11 protein-coding genes and 1 tRNA gene are annotated in these 11,844 nt (G+C 56.0%); 7 read left to right on the top strand and 5 right to left on the bottom strand.

The features are described from left to right. Positions 1-70: 70 nt before the first annotated feature. On the top strand, positions 71-763 hold the full coding sequence (locus HZ995_RS09680) for a response regulator (protein ID WP_209355462.1): 693 nt from the start codon (positions 71-73) through the stop codon (positions 761-763). Positions 764-768: 5 nt separating this feature from the next. Here HZ995_RS09680 and HZ995_RS09675 read toward each other — a convergent pair whose 3' ends face one another. Beyond that, positions 769-2,925, bottom strand: a complete 2,157-nt coding sequence (locus tag HZ995_RS09675; RefSeq protein WP_209355461.1) for a sensor histidine kinase — start codon at positions 2,923-2,925, stop codon at positions 769-771. Between the two features lie 273 nt (positions 2,926-3,198). On the opposite strand from HZ995_RS09675, the gene HZ995_RS09670 reads away from it, so the two are divergent. Then, on the top strand, positions 3,199-4,923 hold the full coding sequence (locus tag HZ995_RS09670) for a type I secretion system permease/ATPase (RefSeq protein WP_209355460.1): 1,725 nt from the start codon (positions 3,199-3,201) through the stop codon (positions 4,921-4,923). Beyond that, a complete protein-coding gene (locus tag HZ995_RS09665; RefSeq protein ID WP_209355459.1) occupies positions 4,920-6,233 on the top strand; it encodes an HlyD family type I secretion periplasmic adaptor subunit in 1,314 nt (437 codons plus the stop codon). The genes HZ995_RS09670 and HZ995_RS09665 overlap by 4 nt, the downstream gene beginning before the upstream one ends. Before the next feature lie 151 nt (positions 6,234-6,384). Here HZ995_RS09665 and HZ995_RS09660 read toward each other — a convergent pair. The 4 genes from HZ995_RS09660 to HZ995_RS09645 form a co-directional block, all read right to left on the bottom strand. Then, positions 6,385-6,461, bottom strand: a tRNA-Arg gene (locus HZ995_RS09660). 62 nt (positions 6,462-6,523) lie between these two features. Next, positions 6,524-7,912, bottom strand: a complete 1,389-nt coding sequence (locus tag HZ995_RS09655; RefSeq protein ID WP_209355458.1) for a sensor histidine kinase — start codon at positions 7,910-7,912, stop codon at positions 6,524-6,526. Between the two features lie 28 nt (positions 7,913-7,940). Then, positions 7,941-9,359 (bottom strand): dihydrolipoyl dehydrogenase family protein, encoded by a 1,419-nt coding sequence (locus tag HZ995_RS09650; RefSeq protein WP_209355457.1) that lies wholly within the window; start codon positions 9,357-9,359, stop codon positions 7,941-7,943. A gap of 5 nt (positions 9,360-9,364) precedes the next feature. Further along, complete coding sequence (locus tag HZ995_RS09645) at positions 9,365-10,093, bottom strand: TVP38/TMEM64 family protein (protein ID WP_209355456.1); 729 nt, start codon at positions 10,091-10,093, stop codon at positions 9,365-9,367. Between the two features lie 282 nt (positions 10,094-10,375). Between HZ995_RS09645 and rpmH the strand changes: the two genes are divergently transcribed. The 4 genes from rpmH to HZ995_RS09625 all read left to right on the top strand — a co-directional run bounded on the left by rpmH (position 10,376) and on the right by HZ995_RS09625 (position 11,731). Beyond that, positions 10,376-10,510 (top strand): 50S ribosomal protein L34, encoded by a 135-nt coding sequence (gene rpmH / locus HZ995_RS09640; protein WP_072791770.1) that lies wholly within the window; start codon positions 10,376-10,378, stop codon positions 10,508-10,510. Between the two features lie 23 nt (positions 10,511-10,533). After that, positions 10,534-10,956 (top strand): ribonuclease P protein component, encoded by a 423-nt coding sequence (gene rnpA, locus HZ995_RS09635; RefSeq protein WP_209355455.1) that lies wholly within the window; start codon positions 10,534-10,536, stop codon positions 10,954-10,956. Beyond that, positions 10,953-11,219 (top strand): membrane protein insertion efficiency factor YidD, encoded by a 267-nt coding sequence (gene yidD, locus HZ995_RS09630; RefSeq protein WP_209355454.1) that lies wholly within the window; start codon positions 10,953-10,955, stop codon positions 11,217-11,219. The genes rnpA and yidD overlap by 4 nt, the downstream gene beginning before the upstream one ends. 281 nt (positions 11,220-11,500) lie before the next feature. Beyond that, entirely contained in the window at positions 11,501-11,731 is a 231-nt protein-coding gene (locus tag HZ995_RS09625) for a hypothetical protein (RefSeq protein WP_209355453.1), read from the top strand. Positions 11,732-11,844: the final 113 nt, after the last annotated feature.

Here is an 11,844-nt window from a genome sequence, read left to right as displayed (position 1 = left end):
TAGAAGTAGGATAAGAGTCGCGATATCCGTCACTTGAGGGGGGGATATAGTTCAGGTGAACGAGTGCGATTTGGAAACAATAACGTATGCAGAGACCATGCAGTCTATATTGCTCATAGAAGACCACGAAGGCGCCCGGCATCGTTTAACCGAAGTGTTGAACCGGGCATTTGTATCGCCAGAGATCGTCGCGGCCTCTACTCTTAGTGCAGCTCGCCCAATTATCGCAAAGCGCGCGTTTGACCTGATTGTTTTGGATCTGAGCCTGCCTGACGGGTCCGGTGAAGATTTTCTTCTGGAGATTTTCGCCATACATCCCAAGGCCTATGTCGTTATCGCCAGCATTCACGACGAGGGAGTTCATTTAGCGGGAGCCCTGGCCAATGGTGCGCAGGGATATCTTCTTAAAGACCGAAGCATCGAGGAACTCACCGAGAATTTTATTGGTATACGAGACGGTCGTCCGGCTATTACGCCTTCGATCACGAGCAAGCTCATCGCGATGGTCAATGATCAACGGATCGTACCCGGTCAGGAACCTAAGGTCGCAGATGCCGATGACATCAGGGTCGATGTGCTGACCGAAAGGGAGACCGAAGTTCTCGTGCTTTTGTCACGTGGGTTTTCGCGTCCCGAGATCGCGGGCTTTCTTGAAATTTCCCGCCATACCGTCGCCACCCATATTGGCAAGATCTATGAAAAACTAGAGATCTCTAGCCGAAGCGAAGCTGCAATCTTTGCCGAACGCGCGGGCCTGGTTTAAGCCATCTACGGAGTTGGCTCAGCGGGCAAGGTGATCTTTATCGCGAACTCCGACCGTTCCTCTGACGGCATCACTATTTCAACAGTTCCCCCCATTTCAGAGGCCCGTGATTTAATGTTTGTCAGCCCTCTCATCCCACTCAGCGAGGTATCGGGGCGCTTGGCAACGTCGTTCTGAAAACGCAGGACGATGTCATCGTTATCAGTGCTGCCTGTTGTGACCACCAGAGATCCAGGCACCGCATATTTCATCGCGTTGGACGTAAGCTCTTGAACAATCCGCTTTAGGTTCACGTATTCCCGTGACGACAGAACCCGATGCGCGGCATGCTCGTTCACGAATTGAATGTTGGGCAAAACCTCTGACATCTCTTCATACAGGACGGCCCAAGCGTTTTCGAATTTCGTTTCCTGTGCATCCTCAAGAACCGCCACCGTTTCTTTGAGAGCCTGCAGTGCTTCTTGTGCCTGTTCGGCTGATTTCTCGTTCGGGGCTTGGTAGATCATGGTGAGCAGCTTACCACCCACGTCATCATGAAGATCTCGCGTTATGCGGCGCCGTTCTTCGTCCAGTCGCTGGATTTCGCGATGATTTCCGTCTTGGATAGAGCGCACCAGCCGCAAAAAACTGTCCGCGGCTTTCTTTTCCGCTCCGGAAAACAACTGCCGCCCATTGGCCTTCCCAACAAGCTTCATCGAACGCCCTTTTGTGACCATCGGCACCCGCAAAAACAGCCCATGGTTCTCGACCTTGGACTGTTCCAGTGCAATAGGATCGATCGAAGCGACCTCTTGCGCTTTGAAGATTTGTTGGAGGAAGCTCACAAAGCGCCCGTCGATTTCGTCCTGATTGCGCACTGAACTAAACCGCTCGAGCAACTCCGGAATATGGTCGCTCACTTGAATGACTTTGTCGCCAAACAGCCATTCGATCATTCGATTCCGAATAGGAAAATACACCCAGCCTGCTACCAACAGCGCAAGCGGCAGAATCTGGAGTTGGTTCAGATTGAGCAAATAGGCCAAGGCCAGATCAACTGCGAGGACAAGGAACCCGGCAAAAACCCAGACCAAGACCCGCAGCCAGATCCAATGCACATCAAATAAACGATAGCGCAAGGTTCCCAAAGCGATGCCAAAGAAAATTAACGCCAGCAAGACATTTGCCATGGCGGGGCCAAGGATCGGCGGCGTGTCGAATACAACCGGGATCGAATAGAGCACCAAAACGAGTGTCACCAACCCATAGATCGTCAGCGAGAACCAAATAACCGACGCCCGCTCAACTGGTCTACCGCGTGTATTGAACCACTGAACTGCGCTTGCGAAAACCGCAACGGGGGCGGGTAAGAGGTGGGCGATCTCGAAAGAATTCAACGGCAACTCTTGCCATTGAAACATGATGTTCAACTGCAACAAAATGCCGATACAGAACAGAATCTCGGCCACGGGCACGCGCGTAATCCGCCTGGGGAAATGCCAGATCACCGTCAGCAGCGCAAAAGAGAAACTGGCCCCGCCCCAGGAGGCCAAAGAAATGACTCCATGAAAGATCCCCGGCGCAATCGTTACTTCGCTTAGCGCCAGAAACGCGCCACAGATCATATTGACGGAAAGCCCCAGGCCACTGATTGCAAGCATCGTCACCGCATAGCTCGGCGGCGCAAACACCCAGATGCCGACGGCCACCATGATTACGACCAAGGCCAAGATCATTTTCAACAGGGTTTCAAAATCGATGTCGGTCAATTTAGGGGATTGAATTGGCGTTACCGGATAGGCCCGCCCGTACTCGTCAATCAGGTCGAACGGGCCTTCATTGAGCACGTCCCAGAACCGCTCTTTGTCATTCAGCGTTTGGTTATAGATCGAGAAATTCGCGGTCTCGTGCCGCCCCAGGATGGCCTCTCGCCCGGTCAAATCAAGACGCCTGCCATCGGCTGTTGCTACGGCTACAACCTGCGTGCCTGGCACAAGCCCCGAGGCCTCGATTGGCCCATCTGGTACGGACTGCAAAAGGACGATTGAACCTGCGCCGACATTGGCTTGAAACACCCCACCAATGTAGGGGGACACCAGAAATGTCTGGACCAACAATACCAAGGTCAGCAGCCAGGCAAACACCGAGGCGATCAAGAAGGCATAACCTCGGTTGTAGGCCATGAAGTACAACTCCTAACGTTCAGCGGAGTGTTTCACAAAGACCGTAGCCGCGGCAAGTCGCAGTTTTCGGACGTCCGAAATGGGTCTGCAAGTGACCGAATTCGGCATCCATCAGCGGGGCGAAAACGGCGCGGTCTGTTCGTTTTTGGTACGCGGGTTTTTGCGGGCAATCGCGCTGGGCCATTAGAAATTGAGCTTTGTCGCGCCCGATTTCCTCCGTATAGAGATTCGGACACATACGGATTTGACGTCGTTTAGTCTGGAGCATTGGCAATGAGCAAATTGGGTAAAGCAGAGTTGGTCATGGCGCGCCGAAAGGCCTCTGGATTGCTCGGTTCTGTCTTTGTTTTCAGTGTCTTCGTGAACCTCCTCATGCTAACTGGCCCGCTGTTCATGCTGCAGGTATATGACCGCGTTCTTGGCTCGCGATCCGAGGAAACCTTGGTTGCGCTTTTTGTTCTGGTGGCGGTGCTCTTTGGCCTTATGGGGATCTTGGATTACGCACGCGGTCGCGTTCTCGCACGATTTGGGGCCCGCTTTCAGACCTCTCTGGATGACCGGGTTTTTCGCGCAGTCCTTAAGCAGTCGCTGAACCCTAAGTTTCGCAATTCACCGGTCGCAGGCCTGCGTGATCTTGAGACAATTCAAGCGACGCTCACCTCTCCAGCGATGCTCGCTCTGTTTGACGTGCCCTGGACACCGCTGTTTGTCGCTGCAATTTTTGTCTTTCATCCGGTCCTCGGATGGATGGCCGTTGCGGGTGGAGGGCTTTTGATCATTGTTACTCTGCTCAACAACTGGCTGACCCGCGCCAAAACCGCAGAGGCGCAATCCGCCTCACAACAAGCCCATAGTTTCGCCGATCAAGCACGTCATTCCGCGGAATTAATTCGTGCTCAAGGCATGACAACAGCTGTGGCCAATCGCTGGCATGGTCTGCGAGAAAACGGGTTGGACCAGACGATGGGCGCAAGTGATTGGACCGGGCTGTTCTCTGCTATGACAAAGGCCTTTCGCATGTTTCTGCAGTCCACAATGTTGGCTGTTGGTGCCTGGCTGGTTTTGCAGGGCGAAATGACAGCCGGAGCGATGATCGCCGGATCCATCCTGTTGGGCCGCGCCTTGGCACCGATTGAACAAACCATAGGGCAGTGGCCAGTCGTCGTACGGTCTCTCGCCGGCTGGCGAGAGTTGGGCGGCCTTTTGCGCGCAACACCGCCGGAAGCACCCGCCGTAAGCCTGCCGCGGCCTGCAGCGCGGGTTGCAATGAAAAACCTTGGCGTTTTTGCACCAGACACCAGTCAGCCCGTTCTTTCGGGCATCAATTTAGACATCCCTGCGGGAAGCGTCGTTGGCATCATTGGCAAGAGCGGCTCTGGCAAGTCGACACTTGCAAAAACCTTGATGGGGATTATCCAGCCAGCAAATGGCGAGGTCCGTTTGGGAGGCGCGACACTCACCCAATACGACTTGGACGAGTTCGGCAAATACGTCGGCTATCTACCTCAAAACGTGACACTTTTCAGCGGAACGATTGCCGAAAACATCGCGCGTATGTCCGAAACTCCTGACGACGAAAAAGTCGTTGAGGCCGCCCAACGCGCCAATGCTCATGACATGATCCTGTCCCTGCCAGATGGGTATCAAACCATCGTGCACGGCCAGGACAGTCAGCTTTCAGGCGGTCAAAAACAACGCATCGCCCTTGCGCGCGCCCTATATGACGATCCGGTTTTACTGGTGCTGGATGAACCAAACTCGGCGCTTGATGCCGAAGGGTCTGAGGCCCTCAACAAGGCTGTTCGCGGCTTTAAATCGACAGATCGCACGGTCATCATCATGACGCACCGTCCAATGGCCATCGCGGAATGCGACCGTTTGGTCGTGATTGACGCCGGACGCATCAAGGCCGACGGGCCACGCGACGAAGTGCTGCAATCCAGCCTGAAAAACAAAGACAAGGTCCAGCAATCTCTGCGTCAAGGAGCAACCGCATGAGCGCGCAGGAACGCCCGACAAAAACTTGGACCGCGCGCTTGCCGCTTTCGATTGGCTATCTGGCAATCCTCGGCCTTGTCGGCGGGTTGGGTGTTTGGAGCGTCAACGCCAAAATATCTGGTGCCGTGGTTTCCTCGGGTATGATCCAAGTAGAAAGCAACCGCCAAGTCATCCAGCATCCAGAAGGAGGAGTCGTCGGTGATATTCATGTCAAAAACGGAGATCATGTGGACGCCGGAGACGTTCTGCTGCATCTGGATGATACGCTTTTGACCTCGGAACTGGCCATCGTCGAAGGTCAGCTGTTTGAACTTTTCGCCCGCCGCGCGCGATTGGTTGCCGAACGCGACGATGCTGAGAGCCTTTCCTTTGGGGACGACCCCACGAAAGGCTTTCGCGAAAACGCACAATTTACCGAGCTTTTGAAAGGCCAAGAGCGCCTTTTCCATGCGCGCAAAGACGCGCTTGAACAGGAAACGGCGCAGCTTGAAGAACAAATCCTTCAGGCGTCCAACCAAATTCAAGGCGCGCAATCCCAACTGAGCGCCTTCAAAGAACAAGAGGTCCTCGTCGCGGAAGAACTCTCTGACATTCAAGCGCTTTTTGACAAAGGCCTGACGCAGGCAAACCGCCTGATTGCGCAACGGCGGGAGCATTCTCGTCTTAAGGGGGAGATTGGAAGCTTTCAGTCTAATATTGCCCTGCTGAAAGGCGAGATCGCCGGTTTGGAAATTCAAAAACTTAGGCTCCAGACCCAGACCCGCGAAGAGGCCATCACCAGCCTGCGCGAGATCGGGCACCAAGAGTTGGAACTGTCAGAGCGCCGCTTGGCATTGCTTGAAACCCTTGCGCGACTGGAAATCCGTACGCCTGTTTCCGGAGTCATCTATGACAGCCAAATTTTCGCAGTCCAATCCGTCATATCCCCGGCGCAACCAATCATGTTCGTGATCCCTCAAGACCAGCCATTGGTCGTTTCGTCCCGCATCGAGTCGATCCACATAGACCAAGTTCATGTTGGCCAAGAGGTCTCGCTTAGGTTCTCGGCTTTTGATCAGAGGTTTACGCCTGAAATCATGGGACAGGTTACGCGACTGTCGGCTGACGTTTTCACCGACGAGCGCACGGGGTTGTCCTATTATCAGGCAGAGTTGCTTCCATTGAGTGGCGAGTTGGAAAAGCTTGAGGGTCAAGAGCTACTCCCCGGTATGCCTGTGGAAGCTTTTATTAAGACCTCTGAGCGCTCTCCCCTAAACTATCTGACAAAACCGCTTGTTGATTACTTCAACAAGGCATTTCGTGAGGATTGAGGAGGTTTTCGGTCAGGGGAGTCAGGTGGGGTAGCGGATGTTTGCGGCTCCCCGTGAATTGCCCGACTGGAGCGCATGCCTTGCAAACGTAAGCACGATGGCGATCCGCATGAGAACTAGTTCAGGCTTAGCATCAGCTATTTTGGGAAAATGGCGCTCTGGGGAGGATTCGAACCCCCGACCCCTTGATTCGTAGTCAAGTACTCTATCCAGCTGAGCTACCAGAGCGCGGTGTGAGGGGCGGTTTAATCCTAAGCTGCGCGACTCGCAAGCGCAAAAAGTGACTTTTTTCAGATTTCTGCCGCGTCGCCCTTTGGCAGAAAGATTTTGAAGACCGTGCCGCTTTCATCACTCTTCTCAAGGGTCAGCTCGCCGCCATGACCTCGGATCAGCTCAGAGGAAATCGCAAGGCCAAGACCGGTGCCGCCTTTGCGCATACCGCCTTGAAATGGCTTGAAAAGATGCTCGAGCGCTTTGGGTGGCAGACCAGGGCCAGTGTCACTGACGCGGATGAGGCTATGGTCTGTGGCATCATCGAGCGAAATCGTGATTTCGCCTGCCTGCCCTGCGGCGACAATCGCTTGTCGCGCGTTGCGGACTAGGTTGTGGATCACGCGGTAGAGCTGCTCGGCATCGGCCATGACCAACGCGCCTTGAGCCACTTTGTTGGTGAGTTTCAGATCAAAATCACCGATGGCGAGGCTTTCAGATTCCACCACATCCTGAACCACGTCGGAGATGGGCACATCCGTCAATTTAGGGGCTGGCTCCTCGGCTTTCCCGAATGCCAGCGTGCTTTCGCAAAGATGCACCGCGCGTGTGATCGAGTTCACGAGCTTGGGGGCCATGCGTTTAACCGTCGGGTCTTCGGACATCTCGATGCGGTCGGTGAACAGCTGAGCCGACGTCAAAATATTGCGCAGATCGTGGCTGACTTTAGCGACGGCGCCGCCGAGTTGAGCCAAGCGTTCACGCTGCTTCAAAGCCGCAGTCAGTTCAGTCTGAAGCGTCTGCAGCGCCACTTCTGCTTCGCGCAGCTCTTCAACCCCTGCGCCGGGCTGAATAATACGGCGGGCGTCCTCGGGCGCGGCGGCATAGCGTTGCATATAGCCGACGACGCCTTTGATGGGCTTCACCAGGATCATCCGCACAGCGACAAACAGTAAGGACGCCGTGAAGATCGAGATCACAGCGGAGAGGATCAGAATGTTTAGCCCATAATCCACCATGGCGTTGCGCAGGTCTTTGGTCCAGATCGTGACTTCGATAAGCAAGCCGGCCTCAAGGACCGGTGCGCCTATGACGCGGATGACTTCGGGCTCTGGCTTAAACAGGCGCGCCATCGCGTCGTAGATCAACGTCCACGCGGAAGGATCACGCAAATCGAATGTGTCCTGAATAGGCGCTGGCATCTCTGAGCTGAGCATCAGCTGGCGCACCTCGTCGCGTCTGAGCACGACGTTATAGACCTCGGCGTTGCGCAACAGCTCGGTCTCAAGCTCTTTGCTGATCATATCGTCGGCCAGCAAGGCCAGCGACGCGATCTGGGCGCGCTCAAGACGCGACAAGAGATAGTCCTCACGGAACCGCGCAATCGACGGCACAAAGATCAGGACTTCTGCCACCATCACAAAGATGATGGTCAGAATGAGAAACCGTCCTGAGAGGGTTCTAAGCATATGCGCCGCCGGGTCCTTGCCGTGGGCCTTAAGGCAGCCAGCGCTGCACGAAGCGCACCACTGATTTCACCTTAGGGTTTTCAAATAGTCTTGGAGAGAAATAAGCACCTGCGGCACGTTTATTCAACTCTCCGACCGTGGGATAGGGTGCGACCATATTGGCGACGGCGGACATTTTCAGTTTGTTGGCGATCACGAGCGCCCAGAGGTTGATGAGTTCACCCGCCTGATAGCCTGCAATGGAGGCTCCGATAGGGCGGCCTTTGACGACCATGACTTTGATCAGGCCTTTGGTTTTGCGTTCCGCAATGGCGCGGTCGTTGTGGGTGTAGTGGAAGCGCGCGACTTCGAGCGCGTCGCCGTGCGCGTCTCTCGCTTGCGCTTCCGTCATCCCGACTTGGGCCATTTCTGGCTCGGTGTAGGTGGCCCAAGGGATATGGTCGGTGCGTTCTTTGGCAGGCAGGCCAAAGAGCGCGGAGCGGATGATGAGGCCCGCATGGTATCCGGCCACATGGGTGAATTGCAGGCCGCCCGCGACATCACCAATGGCGTAGACGCGACGGTTGCTGGTGCGCATGCCGGCGTCAACCTTGATGCCGGTGCGGGTGGTCTCAATGCCTGCGGCCTCAAGATTCAGCTTGTCGATATTGGGTTTGCGACCTGCCGCCATCAATAGGTGGGTGCCTTTAAAGACGCGGCCGTCTTGGACTTCGACCTCAATCGCGCCCTCTTTGCCGCGCACTTCAGAGACCAAAGCGCCCTCTTCGATCTGAACACCTTCTGCGCGCAGGTTTTCCAGAACGATCGCGGCCAGTTCCGGATCATCCTTGCCCAGCGCCTTCATACCTTCGATGACTGTGACCTCGGATCCAAGACGACGATGCGCCTGCGCCATTTCCATGCCGATGGGGCCGCCGCCGATCACCAAGAGGTGCTTTGGCTGCTCGCGCAGTTCAAACAGCGTTTCATTGGTTTGATAGGGCACAGTGTCCAAACCGGGGATCGGCGGAACGAAAGGCGAGGAGCCGGTCGAAATCACAACACGGCGGGCCTTAATCAGCGTGTCGCCGGCTTTAACCTCACGGTCCGAGACGAATTCGCCATATTCCTGAATGACCCGCACACCGAGGCTTTCAAAACGCTCCACCGAGTCGTTGGGCTCGATTTCCGCGATGACATCGGCGACGTGATCCTTCGCAGCGGCGTAGTCCACCTGAGGCACCACATCCGCCACACCGTACTTTGAGGCATGCGCCTGACCCCAGGCCGCTTTGCCGCTGGCGATCAGTGCCTTTGAGGGCACACAGCCAAAGTTCAGACAGTCTCCGCCCATTTTGTGGCCCTCAAGCAGGGTTACATCTGCGCCCATCTGGACTGCGCCTGCTGCGACGGACAGCCCGCCAGAACCCGCTCCAATGACGAGAAGATCAGTTTTAATGTGTTTCATCGGGATCAGTCCTTTTGGCTGCGCAGGGCTTTGATGACGATAGGAAGCGCTGCGAGGGCACAGAGGCCAAGGATCGGCAGCAGGATTTGAGGTTCAAAGATAATGCCAAGGTTCGGGGTTTCGCCGCGAGCGAAGACTTCGCCAAGGCCAGCGCCGACAGAGGTATAGACCACGCCGCCCGGGATGATGCCGAGGAAGGTCGAGATGGCAAAGCGGTTGAGCGGCACGCCCACGAGCGCGGGGACAAGGTTCGCCACAAAGAACGGCACTGCTGGCACAAGGCGGATCAGGAACAGCATTGACCATTGGTTTTCATCAATGCCGTCTTTGATTTTCTTCACCGCGCCCTCAGAGCCTTCCATCTTGGCCGCGAGCCGTTCGCCAAGACCCCAACGTGCGGCCATAAAGATCAGGATCGCGCCGATAGTGGCTGCGGTGACGTTGAACAATGCGCCCGGGAAGGTCGCGAAGAGAAAGCCACCCGTGAGCGTTGCGATGGTCGCGCCGGGCAGGCTGAAGGCCACGATCACTACATAGGCCAACATAAAGACAGCCACAGTTGCGAAGTAGTTCGCATCGCGGAAGGCCAGCAGGGCCTCGCGGTTGTCGCGCAGGGTTTCAAAGGTGAGATAGTCGCGCAGGGTAAAGGCTCCGATTGCGGCCACCACAAGAATTGCGATCAACGGCAGGCGCTTGGCCAATCCGGACTTTGGGGCTTCACTCATATCTGACATCTTACCTATCTCTTGGCTTCGGGTGACCCCAAGATGTCCTTTAGTGCGCAAGATCGAAAGGGTGTTCACAGGCGCTTGAACTTGATCACGTCTTCTGTGATGAAAGCGGCCATATTGTAATGGAATTGAAACATTCCCACCCCCGACCGCAGCATTTTTGTTGCAAAACCGGGGATCGGCGTTTGACTTCCCCCCAAGCCACCCCTATAGGCAGGGCTTCGAATAGAACGTCAGCCCGATGTGAGTCGGCGCAGGCCCCTTAATAAGTACGGAGACGGAGCGATGAAACGCACCTACCAACCTAGCAACCTGGTTCGCAAGCGCCGCCACGGCTTCCGTGCGCGTATGGCTACGAAAGCTGGTCGCAAGATCCTGAACGCACGTCGTGCACGTGGCCGCAAGGCGCTGAGCGCGTAAGCCTCAGCCTTTAGGTAAAGAATATGACGCCGCCGGAGGCCCCCAAAGATGGCTCAGCCACAACGGGGGAGACCCCTCCGGCGGCTTCGTCATGTCTGAACGTCATTAAAACCCGCAAGGATTTTGTGGCGGCGTCGCGCGCTCGTCGGCAGGGCACGAAATCCATGATGGTTCAGGCGCGCAAACGCCGCGACGGCGAGCCGCATGATCCGCAGGCTGTGCGCGTGGGCTTTACCTGCTCCAAGAAAGTCGGCAACGCAGTCGCGCGTAATCGCGCAAAACGGCGTATGCGTGAGGCCGCGCGGGCGATCTTGCCCCAAAAAGGTCACGCGGGATGGGACTATGTCCTGATCGGCCGCGCCGAGGTCACCGCCGCCCGCCCCTTTGAAGAGCTCAAACGCGACCTTATCTATGCTTTGAAAAAGCTGCATGAGAGTCGCACATGAGCCCGCTCGCCCATATCGCCGCCCTGCCCGTGCGCGCCTATAGGCTGATCTTTAGCCCATGGGTCGGGCATAATTGCCGCTATCAGCCGACCTGTTCCGCCTATGCGCTTGAGGCTTTGGAAAAACACGGGGGCATCAAAGGCAGCCTCTTGACCCTGCGCCGTATCGGGCGCTGCCACCCTTGGGGCAGCAGTGGTTATGATCCTGTGCCGGGCACCGACACCCACTCAAAGGGCTGTTGCAATTCCGCGACGAAAGACTGAGGTCTCGGGGGTACAGGAAATCCCCACTATCAAAAAACCCAGCGCCGCCTATAACAGCGTCAGTTCAACGCTAAGCCAGAGGAGGCGTACCATGTCTATCGCAGCACGTTATCGCCACCGTCTAATCGGCTTTACCGGCGGGACATGGCGCAACGCGGTTTAATCCGCCTTTCCCCTTCTCTCGTTTGAACCATTCTCAGACCAAAATCTGATCTTTCGTCCACACCCGGACTCCCATTTTCACCATTGATAGAGGATCGCCGCACGAGGCGACAAAACCCATGACTCGTACTGAAAACCCGTCCCCGCTGCAGGACCTGCAACTGATGCTGGCGCATTTGATCCAGCAATTCGGCCTGAGGCGGATTGTTATCGTTCTGATCAAAGAAGCGCTGAAACCCGCGCCTCGCAGGCCCGACGCGACGCAAGTGCTGTCAGATCATCTGCGTCAGGACGTTGGCCTGCCGCCAAAGTTTCCGACGACTCAGCATTGGTGGGACAAACCGTTCTGATCCGTTTCAGGCCTCACACAGGGGCCAGAAACAGGCGTTTGATGTCGCTGTGAGAAAACTCCTGTCGCCATGATATTTTGCGTCGGGCGATTTCGGGCGTAGCATTATCCCAC

Source organism: Cognatishimia activa (genome assembly GCF_017798205.1).
GTDB lineage: Bacteria > Pseudomonadota > Alphaproteobacteria > Rhodobacterales > Rhodobacteraceae > Cognatishimia > Cognatishimia activa_A.
The sequence above is the reverse complement of the archived record's forward strand: the minus strand, read 5'-3'. Positions and strand labels throughout refer to the sequence as shown.

Excerpts from the sequence above, each read along its gene's own strand:
- HZ995_RS09670 (WP_209355460.1), top strand. The coding sequence starts at position 3,199 with ATGAGCAAATTGGGTAAAGCAGAGTTGGTCATGGCGCGCCGAAAGGCC.
- HZ995_RS09675 (WP_209355461.1), bottom strand. The coding sequence starts at position 2,925 with ATGGCCTACAACCGAGGTTATGCCTTCTTGATCGCCTCGGTGTTTGCC.
- HZ995_RS09655 (WP_209355458.1), bottom strand. The coding sequence starts at position 7,912 with ATGCTTAGAACCCTCTCAGGACGGTTTCTCATTCTGACCATCATCTTT.
- HZ995_RS09625 (WP_209355453.1), top strand. The coding sequence starts at position 11,501 with ATGACTCGTACTGAAAACCCGTCCCCGCTGCAGGACCTGCAACTGATG.
- rpmH (WP_072791770.1), top strand. The coding sequence starts at position 10,376 with ATGAAACGCACCTACCAACCTAGCAACCTGGTTCGCAAGCGCCGCCAC.
- HZ995_RS09665 (WP_209355459.1), top strand. The coding sequence starts at position 4,920 with ATGAGCGCGCAGGAACGCCCGACAAAAACTTGGACCGCGCGCTTGCCG.
- HZ995_RS09650 (WP_209355457.1), bottom strand. The coding sequence starts at position 9,359 with ATGAAACACATTAAAACTGATCTTCTCGTCATTGGAGCGGGTTCTGGC.
- yidD (WP_209355454.1), top strand. The coding sequence starts at position 10,953 with ATGAGCCCGCTCGCCCATATCGCCGCCCTGCCCGTGCGCGCCTATAGG.
- rnpA (WP_209355455.1), top strand. The coding sequence starts at position 10,534 with ATGACGCCGCCGGAGGCCCCCAAAGATGGCTCAGCCACAACGGGGGAG.
- HZ995_RS09645 (WP_209355456.1), bottom strand. The coding sequence starts at position 10,093 with ATGTCAGATATGAGTGAAGCCCCAAAGTCCGGATTGGCCAAGCGCCTG.